Genomic DNA, 16375 nt, shown 5'->3' with positions numbered 1-16375 from the left:
GATGAGCTACACGACGATCGAAGCCTTCACGCCCGTCGAGAAGGACGCGCCGGCCAACTTCCACGGCAAGCAGCTGCTGTTCGTGGGCTGGGACCGCCACCTCATGTTCTATGCGCCGATGACGCTGTGCGTCGAACCCGCGATGACCTTCGGCGCGCTGCGCGAGCAGGCGCTGCCGACGCTCTGGGGCAGGCATCCGGACTTCGCGCGCATCGACTGGAGCGCCGTGCAATGGCTTGCATCCGGCGAGCCGATCGCGCCGCGCGACGACGCGACGCTGGCCGAGCTGGGCCTCGGCCACAAGACGCTGTTGCGGCTGCGCACGCCCGGCCTCGAAGGCCTCGCGGGCGCGGGCTACTGAGCGGGGCGGGGCGATGAGCTACACACTCACGATCGAGCCGCTCGGCCAGACCATCGACATCGCCGAGGGCCAGACCATTCTCGACGCCGCGCTGCGCGCCGGCATCTACCTGCCGCATGCCTGCTGCCACGGCCTGTGCGCGACCTGCAAGGTCAGCGTCGCCGACGGCGAGGTGGAGCACGGCGCGGCGTCGAGCTTCGCGCTCATGGACAGCGAGCGCGAGGACGGCAAGTGCCTCGCCTGCTGCGCGATGCCGCAGTCCGACCTCGTGATCGAGGCCGACATCGACGAGGAGCCCGACGCCCTCGTGCTGCCGGTGCGCGACTTCGACGGCCAGGTCAGCCGCATCGCCGACCTCACGCCGACGATCAAGGGCGTGTGGATCGCGCTCGACGACGCGGAAGGCATGCGCTTCCAGGCCGGGCAGTACGTCAACCTGCACATCCCCGGCGGCGAGACGCGCGCCTTCTCCGTCGCCAGCCCGCCGTCGGCGCGCGGCGAGATCGAGCTGAACATCCGCCGCGTGCCGGGCGGCAAGGGCACGGGCTGGGTGCATGACAGCCTGCGCGAGGGTGACGCAGTGCGCATCACCGGGCCTTACGGGCGCTTCTTCGTGCGGCGCTCGGCGGCGAAGCCGATGCTGTTCATCGCGGGCGGCTCGGGGCTGTCGAGCCCGCGCTCGATGATCCGCGACCTGCTGGAGGACGGCTGCAGCGAGCACATCACGCTGGTGTACGGCGCGCGTTCGCGGGCCGAGCTGTACTACCACGAGGAATTCGAGGCGCTGGCGAAGAAGCATCCCAACTTCAGCTATCTGCCCGCGCTGTCCGACGATGGCGCGGACCCGGGCTGGACCGGCGCGCGCGGCTTCGTGCATGACGTGGCGAAGGCCGGCTTCGGCAACGACTTCCGTGGCCTGAAGGCCTACCTCTGCGGGCCGCCGGTGATGATCGAGGCATGCATCGCCACGCTCATGCAGGGCCGGCTGTTCGAGCGCGACATCCATACCGAGAAGTTCCTGTCGGCGGCCGACGCGGCGGCGCTGGTGCGCAGCCCGCTGTTCCGCTCGCTCTGACGGCGCGGCGCCGGCGGCGTCGGGCGGCGGCCGGTCCGCGTTGCCCTGCGCGGCGCGGCCGGCCCGCCGCCCGCGCCGGACGCAACCGCATCCCGCAAGGGCTTGCAAACCCCGCGTCCACGCACGCTGTCATTCATACCTGTGACGCATCGAACCACCGATGCAAAGGTATTGGACGGTATAGCCGGCCCTGCACAGACTGCCGCATCGATCCCCTTCGCATCGGCCCGATGCGACACCGCCAAAGGACTCTTCCGATGAGCAAGAAAATCCGATGCGCCCTTATCGGCTCCGGCAACATCGGCACCGATCTGATCTACAAGATCCGGCGCAGCCCGCTGCTCGAACCCGTGTGGATGATCGGCATCGACGCCGCCTCCGAGGGGCTGGCCCGCGCCCGCGAGCTGGGCCTCAAGACCACGGCCGACGGCATCGACGGCCTGCTGCAGCATGTCGAGGCCGACGGCATCCAGATCGCCTTCGACGCCACCTCGGCCTATGTGCATGCCGAGCATTCGCGCCGGCTCAACGCGCTCGGCGTGATGATGATCGACCTCACGCCCGCCGCGATCGGCCCGCTGTGCTGCCCGCCCGTGAACCTCAAGGAGCATGCGGCGCGCGTCGAGATGAACGTCAACATGATCTCCTGCGCCGGCCAGGCCACGATCCCGATGGCCTTCGCGGTGAGCCGCGTGCAGCCGGTGGACTATGCCGAGATCATCGCGAGCCTGTCGTCGCGCTCGGTCGGCCCCGGCACGCGAAAGAATCTCGACGAATTCACCTTCACCACGTCGAGCGCGCTCGTGCGCGTGGGCGGCGCGCGGCGCGGCAAGGCGATGGCCGTGGTCAATCCGGCCGACCCGCCGGTGATCATGCGCAACACCGTCTACTGCCTCACCGACGACGAGCCCGACCGCGACCGCATCCGCGACTCGGTGCAGGCGATGGTGGCCGAGGTGCAGAAGTACGTGCCCGGCTACCGCCTCGTGAACGGCCCGGTATTCGACGGGAAGCGAGTGTCGATCTACCTCGAAGTCGCGGGCCTCGGTGACTACCTGCCGAAGTACGCCGGCAACCTCGACATCATGACCGCGGCCGCCACGCGCACCGCCGAGATGTTCGCCGAAGAAATCCTGTCGGGCGCGATCACCCTGCGCCCCGTTCCCCTCGCCGAGGCCGCGTGATGACGACGATCGATGCCAACCCCCTTCGCGGCCGCAAGGTGCTGCTGCATGACATGTGCCTGCGCGACGGCATGCACGCCAAGCGCCACCAGATGTCGCTCGACGACATGGTGCGCGTGGCCACCGCGCTCGACGACGCCGGCATTCCGCTGATCCAGGTCACGCACGGCGATGGCCTCGGCGGCTCGACGCTCAACTACGGTTTCGGCCGGCACACGAACGAGGAGTACCTGAATGCCGTTGTGCCGAAGCTCAAGCGCGCCAAGGTGTCGGTGCTGCTCGTGCCCGGCATCGGCACGATGCGTGAGCTGAAGTCGGCGGTCGATTGCGGCATCGGCAGCGTGCATGTTGCAACCCATTGCACCGAGGCCGACGTGGCCGAGCAGCATCTGGGTTACGCGCGCAAGCTCGGCCTCGACACGACCGGCTTCCTGATGATGGCCCACCTGAACGATCCCGAAGGCATCGCGAAGCAGGGCAAGTTCATGGAGGACTGCGGCGCCCAGACCGTGTACGTGACCGACTCGGCTGGCTACATGCTCCCGCATGACGTGACGGCGCGCGTCGCGGCGCTGCGCGAGGTGCTGCGGCCGGAGACCGAGATCGGCTTTCACGGCCATCACAACCTCGGCATGGGCATCGCCAACTCGATCGCGGCGATCGCGGCCGGCGCGTCGCGCATCGACGGCTCGGTCGGCGGCCTCGGCGCGGGCGCGGGCAATACACCGCTCGAAGTGTTCGCCGCCGTGTGCGACCGCATGGGCATCGAGACCGGCGTGGACCTGTTCAAGGTCATGGACGTGGCCGAGGACGTGATCGTGCCGCTCATGGACCGCATGGTTCGCGTCGATCGCGAGTCGCTCACGATCGGCTATGCCGGCGTGTACTCGACCTTCCTGCTGTTCGCGAAGCGCGCGGCCGAGCGCTACGGCGTGCCGGCGCGCGACATCCTCGTCGAACTGGGCCACAAGAAGATGATCGGCGGCCAGGAAGACATGATCGAGGACACCGCCATGACCCTCGCCAAGTCGCGCGGTCTGCTCGCCGCCGACGCCTGATCAACGCGGGCCGGGGCGTGCGAGCGCATGCCCGTCCGCACACACACAACAACACCCATACCGACCCACCAAACCTGACTTGAGGAGACAAAGTCATGGCCATGCGCGGACTCCTGCGCCTGGGCGAAGTCGCCCTGCGCGTGCTCGACATGAAGGCAGCCCTGGAGCATTACGACAAGCGGATGGGACTGGAGGTGACGCTGACCGGCGATGACGGTCGCGTCTACCTCAAGGCCTGGGACGAGCACGATCATCACTGCCTCGTGCTGCGCGAGGCCGACACGCCGGGCCTCGACCATGTGGCCTTCAAGGTGTCGGACGACGCGGTACTCGACGAGATGGCCGTGCGCGTGCGCGACTTCGGTCTGCCGGTAAAGCACATCGCGGCCGGCGCCATGCCGAAGAGCGGCCGGCGCATCGAATTCACGCTGCCGAGCGGCCAGCGCATGCAGCTCTATGCGCACAAGGAGCAGATCGGCAACCATCTGCCGTTGCTCAATCCCGGCGTGCTGCCCGACGAGGGGGTGATCCGGGGCTTCCGAATCAACCGGCTCGATCATGCGCTGCTCGGCGGGCCGAACATCGACGAGTCGGCGCGGCTGTTCCAGGAAGTGTTCGGCTTCGACATGAGCGAGCGGCTGATCGATGCCGACTCCAAGGCCTCGCTCGCGCTGTTCCTGAGCTGCTCGATCAAGCCACACGACATCGCCTTCGTGCTGCAACCGGAACCGGGCCGCTTCCACCATGTGTCCTTCCTGCTGGAGAGCACCTATGACGTGATCCATGCGGCGGACATGATCGGCAAGTACCGCATCCCGGTGGACGTGGGGCCGAACCGCCACGGCGTGACGCGCGGCGCGACGATCTATTTCTTCGACCCGTCGGGCAACCGCAACGAGGTGTTCTCGGGCGGCTATGTGCACTACCCCGACACGCCCACGCTCACCTGGGACACGTCCGAACTCGGCAAGGCCACCTTCTCGCAGGACAACACGCCGCGCGAGAGCTTCCTGACGGTGCTGACGTGACAGCGCTTGCAGGCGGGAAGGGCGGCGAGGCCGGGGATGCCGGCTGCGGCCGGGGCAGGGCGCGCGAACTGGCCGTGCTCGTGGGCGCGAGCGGCGCCTTCGGCGCGGCCATCACGCGGCGGCTGCTCGGCGCGGGCCTCGACGTGGTGGCGGTCGGCCGGCGCGCGAGCGCGCTCGACGAGCTGCGCATGCGGCTGCGCGACGAGGCGGGCGCGGCCGGCGACGGCGGCACGGACGGCCCGGCCACCGGCCATGCCGCCGCCGGCGAGCTGATCGCCTGCGCCGCCGACATCGGCGACGACGCCGCGATCGACGCGATCCGCGCCAGCCTCGACCGGCCGGTACGCATGCTCGTGCACGGGCCGGGCGTGGCGGTGGCGGGCGGCATCCTCGACGCGCCGACCTCGGCGCTGGTGGACGCGGTCAACCTCAAGTGCGGCGGGCTGATCAGGCTCGTGCGCGCGGCGGACGACCGGCTGGCGCGCGGCGCGCGCATCGTCGCGATCGGCGGGCATTACGGCTTCGAGCCCTCGGCCTACGCGGCGGCGCCCGGCATCGCCAACGCGGCGCTCGTCAACCTCGTGCGCCAGCTCAGCCTTGTATACGGCGCGCGCGGCATCACCGCCCATCTCGTCGCGCCGGGGCCAGCCGATACCGAGCGCCTGCGCCGCGTCGCCACCGAGCGCGCGCGCCAGCGCGGCATCGCGCTCGACGACGTGCTTGACGAGATGCGCGCCGAATCCTCCACCGGCACCTTCACCACGCCCGAGCAGGTGGCCTGGGCCGTCGGGATGCTGCTCGACCCCGCCGCCGACGCGATGACCGGCTCGACGCTCATGCTCGATTCCGGCCGCCGGCGCGGTCTGCCCTGACAACTCCCGAAGCCCCTCCGCGCCGGCGCCTGCAAGCGCTTGCGCGCCTCCAAGGAGACAAGAACATGCCCCTCATCCAGTTCCACCTCGTCGAAGGCGAGTACTCCGACGAGCAGCTGCGCACCCTGCTCGAACGCGGCAGCGCTGCCTATGCCGAGGTACTCGAATCGCCGGTCGATCGCATCCGGGCCTTCGTGACGCTGCACGCGGCCGCGCACTGGGCCATCGGCGGCCAGCCCGACGAGCCGGCCGGGCGCCGCTCGCCCTATTTCAGCGCGGTGATGATGGCCGAGCGGCCGGCCGATCAGCGCCGGCGCGCGCTGGCGGTGATGACCGATCTGGTGGTGGAGGTGCTGGGCGTCGAGCGCAACCGCGTGCGCGGCAGCATCAATCGCGTCGCGGCGGAGGATTGGGCAATCGGCGGCGTGCCGGCGAGCGTGATCCGCGCGGCCGAGGTCGAGCAGCGCAAGGCGGCCAGCGGCGCGGGCGTGGCGGCGTCATGAGCGCGTCCACGGTCCGCCCGCATCACGGCGGGACGGCGCGATGAGCGCCGGCATCACGGTCACCCGCTGCCACATCGACGCGACGGCGGCCCACGAGGCGGTCGGCGCGGCGATGCGCAAGGCAGCGGAACTCGGCGTCGCGGTCAACATCGCGGTGGTCGATGGCGCGGGCGTGCTGGTCGCGTTCGCGCGCATGAACGGCGCCTTCCTGCATTCGGCCGAGATCGCGATCGACAAGGCCTACACGGCGGCGGGCTTCGGCTTTGCCACCGGCGAGTGGGATCGGGTGCTCGGCGGCGCGGGCGAGGCGGTGCGGCAGGGGCTGTCGCTGCGGCCGCGCCTCGTGATGTTCGGCGGCGGGCTGCCGATCCGCGTCGAGGGCGAGCTGGTGGGCGCGATCGGCGTGTCGGGCGGCAGCGAGGCGCAGGACGAGGTCTGCGCCGAGGCGGGGATCGCGGCGCTGGTGGGTTGAGGGTGGCGGAACGCCGTGGTGGCGGCGGAGGTGTGCGAGTGCGTGTGGTCGCCGCCGTCGCGCCGGGCAGGCCATCGGTCTGCATACGCGGCACCACGCCGCCGGGTGCGCAACTTGCTGCACCGCGCGCACGCCCGCGCAATCGCGCCGGAGCCCGACAAATCCGCCAATCCGCGGCCCCGCCGCCCCCAGAAAGCCGGTCCATGCCCGACAGCCCGCCGCCGCACGAGATGGATGAATGGGTCGTCTGGAACGGCTCCGCCGGCATCCTGACGATGGCGAAGCTCGGCCCGGTCGAGGCCGGCGCCGACGGCCGCCGCGCCTGGCTCGCCGCGCCCTTCGACATGGTCGGCCCCTTCAGCCTCGACGAGCTGGAAACCACCGGCCGCATCGCCTTCGCGGCCTGCATCGTCATGTCGCGCCAGCGCTGGCAGGACGATCAGGTCGAGCTGCGCCGCGAGGCTTTCGAGCAGCGCCGGGCGCAGCGCGAGCGCATGGAGCGCGAGTACAACGAGCGCTTCGGCGGCTTTGACGGCTTCGGTGACGACGACTGGGGCCGCGGCGGCGGGCATTTCGATGAAAGCGGCCACCGCGAGGCGCTCAACCTGCCCGCCGACGAGGAACTCGACGCCTCGAAGATCAAGACCGCCTTCCGCAAGCTCGCGCAGAAGCTGCATCCCGACATGGGCGGGAGTCATGAGGCGTTCGTGAGGATCACCGAGGCGCGGGATGCGTTGATGGAGCGGTTTGCGTGAGTTGAACGGCGGGGCGCTCGCCCGCCGCCCTCAGATGCCCTCGACCTCGATGCCGTGCTCGGCCAGCCAGGCCTTGCGCTGCGCGTAGTCCGGCATGGCGCGTTCCACGCGCAGCCAAAAGGCCGGCGTGTGATGCGGCTCGTGCAGATGCGCGATCTCATGCACCACCACGTACTCGGCGATACGCGCCGGCAGCAGGATTGCCTTCCAGTGGAAGTAGAGCCAGTCGCCCCGGCCGCACGATCCCCAGCGGTAGCCGAGGTCCTGCACCTTCACGCCGGCCGGCGCCACCTCCATGCGCGACCGGTACTCCGCCACCCGCCCCGACAGCCATGCCCGGGCACGCTCGCCGTACCAGCGGATGAAGTGCTCGCGCGCGTCGGGCAGGGCATCCCGGCGCAGGCGGAAGCGGCCCGCCGCCAGCTTCAGCGGCACGTCCTGTTCATCCACCAGCCTCAGCCGATGGCTGCGCCCTAGGTACAGGAAGCCCTCGCCGTCCACGAACTCCCTGCGTGGCACCTGCCGTTGCAGGCGATCCTTTTCGGCCAGCCTGGTGTAGATCCAGAAGCGCTTTTCCAGCACGAAGGCGCGCAGCGCGGCCTCGTCCACCTCGGGCGGCGCCAGCAGAACCAGCGCGCCGTCACGTTCGACGGTGATCTGCATCGTCCTGCGGCCGGCGCTGCGCCTGAGGGTGAAACTCAGGTCGTCCACCTGAAGGCCGGGCGCGTTCACGGGTGCGGGCATCGGTTCACACCTGCACCAGCTTGTCGTGGCTGGCGCGGGCCTGCTCCATGAGCTTGTCGGCCAGCACGCCGGCCTTGTCGGCATCTACCAGCGGCGGGCGCAGCCGCATCAGATGCTCGAACAGCTGCCCGTTCAGGCTCTCCTGATCGGCCCGCTTGCTCGGGTTCCAGATGCCCCGGTTGCCCTGCAACTCCTGCACGAGCAGTTCCACCAGTTCGACGGTCACGTCCTTCAGGCGCAGCAATTCGGCCGGTGTCGGCGCCTGCCCGGCGCTGATCACGTCCAGCACCGTGCGCAGGAAAGGCTCGCAATGCTCGGGCAGATCGCCGGACGCCTCGGCCGCGCCGGCCTGGCCGCTGCGCAGCTCATCGATGATCTTGTGTAGTTGGGCGACGATCTCGTCCCACTGCGCGCCGAGCGTCTTGAGGATGTCGTTCAGCCGCTCCGAGAGCTTGCGGTACAGCACCGGGTCCTCGTCGGCATGCCGGCGGATGTGCGAGCGGATCGCATGCTCCATCTCGGATGCCTTGGCGCGGTCGCCGGCCGCGCGGCCCACATGCGCGTCGAAGTCGGCGTCGGTCAGCTGGATCGGCGGGATCTTCGGATCGATGCCCAGCGAGATCACATGCTCGTCGATCAGCTTGCGCACCTTGGCGCCGACGTCCTTGCCGAGCACCGGCGTGTCCTTGTAGCGGTTGCGCGCCCGTGCGTGGATGTAGGCCAGCCGCTTCGCGTCGCCGGAGTAGGGCAGCCCTTCCGGGCGCGGCAGCACCGTGTCCAGCGACGCCAGAAAAGCCTTGAGCTTGACCGCGAACTCGGCCCGCAGCCTTTCGCTGCCCAGCACGTCCACGCAGGCCTCGACATCGTCGAGCGACTCGATGCCGCGCTGCCGGAACAGGTCCACCACGCGCAGATGCCGGTCGCGCAGCACCGGCACCTCGTCCTTCAGGCTGGCCAGCGCGCCTTCCACGTCCTCGTCGGCATAGGCGGCCAGCGCTTCCTTCAGGTGCCTGGCCACGCCGTAGTAGTCGACCACGATGCCGCAGCGCTTGCCGTGGCCGGTGCGGTTGACGCGGGCGATGGCCTGCAACAGCTCGGCCTCGCGGATTGGCCGGTCGAGGTACATCACGCCCTCGATCGGCGCGTCGAAGCCGGTGAGCAGCATCGACTTCACCAGCAGGAAGGCGAGCGGATCGGCGCGGGTGGCGTCGGCATGGAACAGCGGCTTCTTGAAGCGCTTGATCAGCTGTTCGTGCGCCGCGCCGTCGGTCCAGGTCTTCCAAGCCGGATCGTCGTTGTTGCTGCCGGAGATGATCGGCGCGAACTCGATGCGCGCGATGACCTCGCGGTAGCGCCAGGCCTGCACCGCCGCCTGCGCGCGCGGCGGCCGCTGGCACAGGGCTTCGTCGTCCAGCGCCTTGTCCTGCGGGCTCAGGGCCTCGGCCTCGGCCAGCAGCTCGTCGCGCGCGGCCTTCAGCGCCTCGAAGTAGCGGATTGCCGCGAGCCGGCTGTAGGCCACCACCTGCGCCTTGTAGCCGTTGGGCAGGATGTGGGTGACGTAGTGGCGCAGGATGTCGCGCGCCTTGTCGGCGATGAGCGCCGGCGCGTCGAAGATGTGGCCCTTGGTCGCGTACTTGCGCTTGATGGCCTCCAGTTCCTCCGGCGTGTGCTGGCGGAACAGGTCCTCGAACAGCTCGTCCAGGCTGGCGCCGTCCTTGATCGCGCCATTGGCGGTGCGGCCCTCGTACAGCACCGGCACCGTGGCGCCGTCGGCCTCGGCTTCCCTGATGGTGTAGCGGTCGATGAACTCGCCGAAGATTTCATGGGTGCGCTTCTTCTCGCCCATGATGATCGGCGTGCCGGTAAAGCCGATGCGCGCGCAGTTGGGCAGTCCGGCCAGCAGGCTGGCGTGCAGATCGCCCGCCTGGGTGCGGTGGGCCTCGTCCACCAGCACGAGGATGCTGTCGTCGTCGTTGAGCACCTCGAACTTCTCGCCGGCCTTGTAGGCGGCTTTTGGCTCTGCAACCTTCGGCAGGTCGCCCGCCGTCAGCGGTGCGTCGCCGGCCGTGTCGGTGTCGCGGTACTTCTGGATGGTGGCAAAGACCAGCCCCGGCCCCTTGCGCCGTGCAATCGCTTTCACGCCGGCCGTGCTGTCCGCCACCTCCACCACCTCGCCCGTGAGTGCGGCGGTCACGGAAAGCTGTCTTTGCAGATCCTTGCGGTCGGTGACGACGATGATCTTGAAGCGCCGCAGCCGCGCATCCGCGCGCATCTTCCGCACCAGGAACACCATCGTCAGGCTCTTGCCCGAGCCTTGCGTGTGCCAGACGATGCCGCCGCGTTCGTCATGCTCGCCGTGCTGGAGGCGCGTCTTGCCGCTCTTGAGCCGCGCGATCGCGCGGTTGACGGCCCGGTATTGCTGGTAGCGGCAGACCGACTTGAAGGTCTGGCCACCCGCCTGCATGAACAGCACGAAGTTCCGCACCACATCCAGCAGATGGGCCGGCGCCAGCAGCCCGGCGATCAGCCGCTCCTGCTCCGACAGGCCGGGCTTGCCCAGTGCCTGGGCCACCTCGATCTCGCTGCCGCCACCGTCCGGCCCCACCACCGTCTTCCATTGCGCGTAGTGCTCGAAGGCCCCGCCCACGCAACCTACCCGCGCCTCGTCGAAGCAGCTGGCCACCAGCAGCTGGTTGGTGGCGAACAGCGCCTCGTTGCCCTCGTTGTCGGCGACCTCGGAGGCAGCCTTGCGCTGGTTGCCGTAGCGGCGCAGCTGGTCCACCGCCTCGGCCAGCGGCTCGGGAATGGACGGGCTCTTGCACTCCACCACCACCAGCGGCAGGCCGTTCACCAGCAGCACCAGGTCGGGCACGATGAACTGCTTGGCGCTGTTGAAGCCGGGCGGGCAATCGACGCGGTACTGGTTGACGACGGTAAAGCGGTTGCTGGCCGGCGCGCCCCAGTCGATGTAACGGATCGTCTGGCCGCGCCCGCCGTCCCAGCCGGGCAGCCCCTCGACCGTCAGCCCGTCGATGAGCAGCGCGGTGGCCTTCTGGTTGGTCTCCATCAGCTTGTGCGCGCCGAGCCGGGTGATGGCCGCCACGGCCTCCGACAGCCGCGCATCGTCGAGCCAGGGCTGGCCGTCCGGGCCGGGGTTGAGGGCGCGCAGGCGCTCGCGCAGCACGCTTTCCTGGATCACTTCGGCAAAGCTGGCGCGGCCGGTGACGGCCGGGTCGTCCAGACTGCCCTCGACATGCGTCCAGCCCAGCGCCCGCAACTGGGCGATGAAGGGCTTCTCGACGTGTTCGAGTTCGGGGCTCATCAGTCTTCCTCTTGCATGTCGTCGGGCAGGGCGCGCAGCTCCCGCTCGATCTGCTCGATGCTCGGCAGCCCGGTCTGCAACTCGGCCGGGAGCGATTCGAGCAGCTTGTATTCGGCGATGCCCATAGGCTGCGTCTTGTCGCCCAGCGCGTACTCGGCCACCACCTTGTTCTTGCTCTTGCACAGCAGCAGGCCGAGGGTGGGGTTGTCGTGTTCGCTCTTGATCTGGCGGTCCACGGCGGTGAGATAGAAGCCGAGCTGGCCCAGGTGCTCGGGCTTGAACTTGCCGCCCTTGAGTTCGATCACCACGTAGCAGCGCAGCTTGAGGTGATAGAAAAGCAGGTCGATGAAGAACTCGTCGCCGCCCACGTCCAGCAGCACCTGCCGGCCCACGAAGGCGAAGCCCGCGCCCAGCTCCAGCAGAAACTGCGTCACATGCCGCACCAGCGCGCCCTCCACGGCGCGCTCTTGGGCATCGTCGTGCAGGCCGAGGAAGTCGAAGCGGTAGGGGTCCTTCAGCGACTCGCGCGCGAGGTCCGACAGCGGCGCGGGCAGGCGCTCGACGAAGTTGGTGACCGCCTGACCCGAGCGACCGCGCGCGTCGGTCTCGATCTGCATCACCAGCACGTTGCGCGACCAGTTGTGCTCGATGGCCTTGGCGGCATACCAGCGCCGGGCCGGCTCGTCGTCGAGCTTGTCCAGCAGGGCCAGCTGGTGATACCAGGGCAATCGTGCAAGCACCGCTTGCACAAATTGGCCATCGGGCCAGGCCTCGGCGAAGGCGCGCATGTACTTGAGGTTGCGCGGCGAAAAGCCCTTCATGTCCGGAAAGGCCGTGCGCAGGTCATGCGCGAGCCGGTCCACCACCCTTGCGCCCCAGCCCTCTCGGCCCTGCCGCGCGAGGATGTCGTGGCCGATCTGCCAATACAGCAGCACCAGCTCGCGGTTCACCGCGAGCGCGGCGCTCTGCCGGGCGTCGTCGATGCGGGTCTTCAGCTCGGCGAGCCAGTCGGTGTAGTCGGCGGGCGCGGGTGTGAGCGAGGCCGGGCGGTCGGTCATGGGGCGGCGCCTTCGAGCAGAGGTGTGACGCGGACGCGACCGGTGAGGAGGTCGTCCATGAGGGCGGTCTTGAGTTCGCGCTGCTTTGCCGACTCCGTTATGGCGATCTGGATGCGGTTGTCGATCTCGTCCAGCCGTTCGGCAGCAAAGTCTTGTTCCATCCTCACTGGCCGCACGGTCAGCAGTCCGCGAACGGTTGGCAGATTCAAGCCCGCTTTCGCACCCGCATCGTTCAATTTGCTGACATACGCCTGAGCCACCGGACCGGCCAGATAGTGGCCCACGAAACGCGGATTGACCGCACTTGGGCTCGGACGTACGAGAGCAACGTGCTGATTGATGTACGCCTCGCCCATATCGACGGGAACGACACCGACAATTCCCAAATCGGCGGTGATCGAAAACAGGATGTCACCCGGCTCGAGTCTTGTCCGTTGACCATCGGCATTCCGTGGCGGGCGGACATACATGCAGGAGTCGAAGCGAAAGTTGATGTGCTCTCGCGTGAGATTGCCGATACGTACGAACAGCGAACCGCTATCGGCATAGAACCGCGCCCAGTCGCGTGAGCCGCTGGTGACGGTAGCGGACACAGCTTCAAGCGTGGAGACTTCCCATTCCCTCGGAATCCACCCCAACGGCGACTCTTTGTAGAGATGCGGCGCCTCGGCCTGAGGCGGACGCAATTCGCCATTGGCGTCGATGCCGCGCGTCAGCAGGTCGTGCAGCAGGCCCTGCTTGACAGCCTTGAGCTTGGCGATGATCGCCTGAGTTTCGTGGATGGCGGTGTCGAGGGTGTCGAGGACTTGGGCGATCCTCGACTGTTCAGTAAGACCGGGGCAGAAGACCTCAATCTGGCTCAGATGCTTCCAAGACGTGCGCGGCATTTTTGTACCGACGGATGTCATCTCGGCCGCCGCGCCGACTTGCTCGGTCCTCAATACCTTGCCGGCAAATCCTGGATCCACGCCTGTATTCGCACGCAATACAAGGATGTCGGTCGAGCAGTAGCCATCAAAAGGAGCAACAACGCATTTGCGCAGGTTCGGTCGGAGCTTGCCGAACAGTACGTCACCAGCCTCAAAGATTGAATTGGTGCTGATGGACGAGCTGGCGAGTGACCACCCCGTCAAATGAGCACCATGCGAAGGAATGTTCTCCAGCCCGACATAGGGTCGCGTGATGTCCTTGCGAACAGTGATCTTGGCATCGACAGGCGACACCAGATTGGCAAGTACCCGGTAGCCTGTTCCTTCGCTGTCAGACATATCCCAACCCCTTCAAGAATCCCCGCAACACCCGCGCCGCCTCATCCCGCCGACCTTCGATCTCCGTCAGCGTCACCCGGTACTTGTCCCACCAGTTCTCGAACGCGGCGACCACCGCCTTGCGCTGCGCGGCGATGTGGCGCTCGACGATGGCGCGCATGTCGTCGTGCAGGATGGTCAGCAGCAGCTCGGCGGCCTGCTCGGCCGACAGGCCATCGACGGCGGCGTTGATGTGCGCCGCGAAGCTGTCCTTCTTCGCCTTGAGCTGCTTCTTGACGGCCGCAAGCTCCTGCTTCCACGCCTTGAGCCGGGCTTCGTCCACCGCGTTCTCGTCGTCGACGTCGTCCTCCGCCGGCTCGGCGGCTTCGCCGTCCTCGCCCTCGGCGTCCTTCGGGCTCGCGGCCTTGATCTGGCTGTCCAACTCGGCCTTCTTCGCTTCCAGCTCGTTGATGGCCTCGACGAAGCCGCTCATGAGCAGCTTCACGAGCTTGTGCTCCAGCGGGCTTTCCTTGCTGGCCTTGTCTTCCAGCGCGGTGACGATGCTGGTGCGCCAGGCGTCGGCCACGCCCTTGGCGCCGCGCGCCATCAGCGTGAGGAAGTCGTATTTGGTCTGATACCAGAAGCCCGCGACGATGCCGCGCACCTGAAAGGGGTCGAGCAGGCCGATGGCGTCGAGCGAGGCGCTGAAGCTCGCGAGCAGGTCGGCGCGCAGGGTGACGAGGCTGGCCGGGTTGTCGGTCTGCCCGGCCAGCCCAGTGATGCGATCGCGGTGCGCCCGCCACCACTGCTCGAAGGCGGCGCGGATCGCGGCTTCCTTGGCAACCAGCCCGGCGTTGCCTTCGATGGCGGGCTTGAGATCGCGCCGCGCAGCCAGCTCGGGCCTGAAGTCGTAGTAGCCGGCGTCGCGCTCGGTAAACAGGTCGAGCGGGTTCAGGCCGTGGGCCTGGAACAGCGCGGCCTTGTCGGCCACCTCGGCCTTGGGCACGCCGCCCACCAGATGCGCGCGCACGTCATGCGGCTCGGGCGGCGGGGCGTTGTCGGCGTAGCGGCGGATGTTGAGGTTGAAGTCGTTGGCCTTGAGCGCGTCGTTCTCGACGATGGCCGAGAAGCCCGGGATGGCGCGGAAGTCGTCGAAGGTGGTGACGATCTTCTCGATGTGCTCGGGCAGCAGATGGTTCTGCGCGCGGCCTTCGAAGAACTCGCGGTCGGCGTTGATGAACAGCACCTTGCCCTGGCGCGCGGCGGGCTTGCCGCTGACGCGGTGGGCGCCGTTCTGCACCTGCTGGCGCAGCACCAGGATGCAGGCCGGAATGCCGGTGCCGTAGAACAGGTTGGGCGCGACGCCGATCACCGCTTCGAGCAGGTCGGCCTCGATGATGCCGGCGCGGATGTCCTTTTCATCGCCGCCGCGGAACAGCACGCCATGCGGCATGACGGTCGCGACCATGCCGCCGTCGCGCGTGACGGCCAGCATGTGCTGCAGGAACATCAGGTCGGCCTTCTTGGCGCCGAGCGGCACCTGGCCGAAACGGAAGCGCTCCGGAAACTTCGGCGCCCAAGCGGGCGTGCCGTCGGCGTTCTTCTCGGTGTTGCCCCAGTTGATGGAGAACGGCGGATTGGTGAGCACGCGGTCGAAGCGCTTCAGCTCGCCGCCTTCCACATGCAGCGGCTCGGCCAGGGTGTCGTCGTTCTGGAGGTCGGCGGTGCCGATGCCGTGCAGCAGCATGTTCATCTTGGCGATGGACCACACCGTGCCGTTGAACTCCTGGCCGAACAGGCTGGCCTTGCGGCCGTCCTCGCCGTGCTCGTCGATGTATTCCTTGGCCGCGATGAGCATGCCGCCGGAGCCGCAGCAGGGGTCGTAGATGTCGTGGGCGAGCGTGGGCTTGAGCAGCCGCACCATCATCCGCACGACCGAGCGCGGCGTGTAGAACTCGCCGCCCTTCTTGCCGGCCGAGTCGGCGAATTCGCCGATCAGGTACTCGTAGGCGGCGCCGAGCAGGTCGGGGAACTCGAAATCTTCGTTGCGCAGCCGGTAGGCGCCGAAGTGGGTGATGAGCTGGCGCAGCTTGATGTCGGGGATCTTGCTCTGGCCGACCTTGCGCGTGAAATCGATGTGCTCAAGCACGTCGTTCAGGCTGGTGTTGGCCGTCTCGATGCCGGCGAGCGCCTTGTTGAGCCAGTCGCCGACGTTGTGGTGGGCATCGTCAAGCAGGGTTTGGTAGCGCGATTGCGGCGGCACCCAGAACGAGCCTTCGCGCTTGTACCAGCGCGGGTTGCAGGCCGAGGTAAAAGCATCGACCTCGCTCTTTCCGGCTTCGCGCTCAAGTCGAATCACCTCCTCGCGCCGCTGCTCGAACACGTCGGAGCAGCGCTTGAGGAACAGCATTCCGAAGATGTATTCCTTGAATTCGGAGGCATCCATCTTGCCGCGCAGGATGTCGGCGGCTTTGAACAGATGGCGCTCCAGCTGGGGCAGGGTCAGGGGCATCGGTGGATTTCAGGCAGGGGCATGCGTACTGCCGGACGGGCCGTTCGGGGCCGGTCGCGGGCGGGGGCGAATTAAACCGCATCGGCCGGGGTGGTTGCCGTCCGGCCTTTTGACTTGGTTGATCCGACCAACTCCGGTGCCAGGAGCGCTAGATTTGCCCGGTCCGCAACCCTGCTCCCGCCGC

The 16375-nt window shown here is 68.2% G+C and carries 14 protein-coding genes; 9 read left to right on the top strand and 5 right to left on the bottom strand.

Annotated features, from left to right (window positions below):
* Nucleotide 1 precedes the first annotated feature (1 nt).
* The 9 genes from H566_RS0111665 to H566_RS0111625 all read left to right on the top strand — a co-directional run bounded on the left by H566_RS0111665 (nt 2) and on the right by H566_RS0111625 (nt 7308).
* Nucleotides 2–361, top strand: coding sequence for a phenol hydroxylase subunit P4 (locus H566_RS0111665; RefSeq protein WP_028311572.1), 360 nt, complete (start codon nt 2–4; stop codon nt 359–361).
* 13 nt (nt 362–374) lie between these two features.
* A complete protein-coding gene (locus H566_RS0111660; protein ID WP_028311571.1) occupies nt 375–1436 on the top strand; it encodes an NADH:ubiquinone reductase (Na(+)-transporting) subunit F in 1062 nt (353 codons plus the stop codon).
* 257 nt (nt 1437–1693) lie between these two features.
* Nucleotides 1694–2620 (top strand): acetaldehyde dehydrogenase (acetylating), encoded by a 927-nt coding sequence (locus tag H566_RS0111655; protein WP_028311570.1) that lies wholly within the window; start codon nt 1694–1696, stop codon nt 2618–2620.
* Nucleotides 2620–3678 (top strand): 4-hydroxy-2-oxovalerate aldolase, encoded by a 1059-nt coding sequence (gene dmpG, locus H566_RS0111650; protein WP_034411492.1) that lies wholly within the window; start codon nt 2620–2622, stop codon nt 3676–3678. The genes H566_RS0111655 and dmpG overlap by 1 nt, the downstream gene beginning before the upstream one ends.
* 95 nt (nt 3679–3773) lie before the next feature.
* Entirely contained in the window at nt 3774–4706 is a 933-nt protein-coding gene (locus H566_RS0111645) for a catechol 2,3-dioxygenase (protein WP_028311568.1), read from the top strand.
* Nucleotides 4703–5578 carry an SDR family NAD(P)-dependent oxidoreductase gene (locus H566_RS0111640; protein WP_084545014.1) on the top strand — a complete coding sequence of 292 codons (876 nt, stop codon included), beginning with the start codon at nt 4703–4705 and terminating at the stop codon, nt 5576–5578. The genes H566_RS0111645 and H566_RS0111640 overlap by 4 nt, the downstream gene beginning before the upstream one ends.
* A gap of 65 nt (nt 5579–5643) precedes the next feature.
* Nucleotides 5644–6081, top strand: coding sequence for a tautomerase family protein (locus tag H566_RS0111635; RefSeq protein ID WP_028311566.1), 438 nt, complete (start codon nt 5644–5646; stop codon nt 6079–6081).
* A 40-nt stretch (nt 6082–6121) separates the two neighbouring features.
* Nucleotides 6122–6553: a GlcG/HbpS family heme-binding protein gene (locus H566_RS0111630; RefSeq protein WP_034411490.1), complete on the top strand. Its 432-nt coding sequence runs from the start codon at nt 6122–6124 to the stop codon at nt 6551–6553.
* A gap of 203 nt (nt 6554–6756) precedes the next feature.
* Nucleotides 6757–7308 (top strand): J domain-containing protein, encoded by a 552-nt coding sequence (locus H566_RS0111625; protein ID WP_028311564.1) that lies wholly within the window; start codon nt 6757–6759, stop codon nt 7306–7308.
* 30 nt (nt 7309–7338) lie between these two features.
* Here the strand turns inward: H566_RS0111625 and H566_RS0111620 are convergent, their stop codons facing one another.
* The 5 genes from H566_RS0111620 to H566_RS0111600 are packed head-to-tail and all read right to left on the bottom strand — an operon-like array spanning nt 7339 to nt 16191.
* A complete protein-coding gene (locus H566_RS0111620; protein ID WP_084545013.1) occupies nt 7339–8052 on the bottom strand; it encodes a M48 family metallopeptidase in 714 nt (237 codons plus the stop codon).
* Between the two features lie 4 nt (nt 8053–8056).
* Nucleotides 8057–11374: a type I restriction endonuclease subunit R gene (locus H566_RS0111615; RefSeq protein WP_028311562.1), complete on the bottom strand. Its 3318-nt coding sequence runs from the start codon at nt 11372–11374 to the stop codon at nt 8057–8059.
* Nucleotides 11374–12432 (bottom strand): PDDEXK nuclease domain-containing protein, encoded by a 1059-nt coding sequence (locus H566_RS0111610; RefSeq protein ID WP_028311561.1) that lies wholly within the window; start codon nt 12430–12432, stop codon nt 11374–11376. The genes H566_RS0111615 and H566_RS0111610 overlap by 1 nt, the downstream gene beginning before the upstream one ends.
* Nucleotides 12429–13700 carry a restriction endonuclease subunit S gene (locus H566_RS24640; protein WP_156924403.1) on the bottom strand — a complete coding sequence of 424 codons (1272 nt, stop codon included), beginning with the start codon at nt 13698–13700 and terminating at the stop codon, nt 12429–12431. Before H566_RS24640 ends, H566_RS0111610 begins: the two co-directional genes overlap by 4 nt.
* Entirely contained in the window at nt 13693–16191 is a 2499-nt protein-coding gene (locus tag H566_RS0111600) for a type I restriction-modification system subunit M (protein WP_028311560.1), read from the bottom strand. The genes H566_RS24640 and H566_RS0111600 overlap by 8 nt, the downstream gene beginning before the upstream one ends.
* Between the last annotated feature and the right edge of the window lie 184 nt (nt 16192–16375).

The organism is Derxia gummosa DSM 723 (genome assembly GCF_000482785.1).
GTDB classification, from domain to species: domain Bacteria; phylum Pseudomonadota; class Gammaproteobacteria; order Burkholderiales; family Burkholderiaceae_E; genus Derxia; species Derxia gummosa.
This window is presented reverse-complemented; position numbering and strand designations above follow the sequence as displayed.

What these genes read in the sequence shown, in the direction of transcription:
- H566_RS0111635 (WP_028311566.1), top strand. Translation starts at nt 5,644, where the DNA reads ATGCCCCTCATCCAGTTCCACCTCGTCGAAGGCGAGTACTCCGACGAG.
- H566_RS0111665 (WP_028311572.1), top strand. Translation starts at nt 2, where the DNA reads ATGAGCTACACGACGATCGAAGCCTTCACGCCCGTCGAGAAGGACGCG.
- H566_RS0111630 (WP_034411490.1), top strand. Translation starts at nt 6,122, where the DNA reads ATGAGCGCCGGCATCACGGTCACCCGCTGCCACATCGACGCGACGGCG.
- H566_RS0111660 (WP_028311571.1), top strand. Translation starts at nt 375, where the DNA reads ATGAGCTACACACTCACGATCGAGCCGCTCGGCCAGACCATCGACATC.
- H566_RS0111615 (WP_028311562.1), bottom strand. Translation starts at nt 11,374, where the DNA reads ATGAGCCCCGAACTCGAACACGTCGAGAAGCCCTTCATCGCCCAGTTG.
- H566_RS24640 (WP_156924403.1), bottom strand. Translation starts at nt 13,700, where the DNA reads ATGTCTGACAGCGAAGGAACAGGCTACCGGGTACTTGCCAATCTGGTG.
- H566_RS0111600 (WP_028311560.1), bottom strand. Translation starts at nt 16,191, where the DNA reads ATGCCCCTGACCCTGCCCCAGCTGGAGCGCCATCTGTTCAAAGCCGCC.
- H566_RS0111655 (WP_028311570.1), top strand. Translation starts at nt 1,694, where the DNA reads ATGAGCAAGAAAATCCGATGCGCCCTTATCGGCTCCGGCAACATCGGC.
- H566_RS0111620 (WP_084545013.1), bottom strand. Translation starts at nt 8,052, where the DNA reads ATGCCCGCACCCGTGAACGCGCCCGGCCTTCAGGTGGACGACCTGAGT.
- H566_RS0111625 (WP_028311564.1), top strand. Translation starts at nt 6,757, where the DNA reads ATGCCCGACAGCCCGCCGCCGCACGAGATGGATGAATGGGTCGTCTGG.
- dmpG (WP_034411492.1), top strand. Translation starts at nt 2,620, where the DNA reads ATGACGACGATCGATGCCAACCCCCTTCGCGGCCGCAAGGTGCTGCTG.
- H566_RS0111610 (WP_028311561.1), bottom strand. Translation starts at nt 12,432, where the DNA reads ATGACCGACCGCCCGGCCTCGCTCACACCCGCGCCCGCCGACTACACC.
- H566_RS0111645 (WP_028311568.1), top strand. Translation starts at nt 3,774, where the DNA reads ATGGCCATGCGCGGACTCCTGCGCCTGGGCGAAGTCGCCCTGCGCGTG.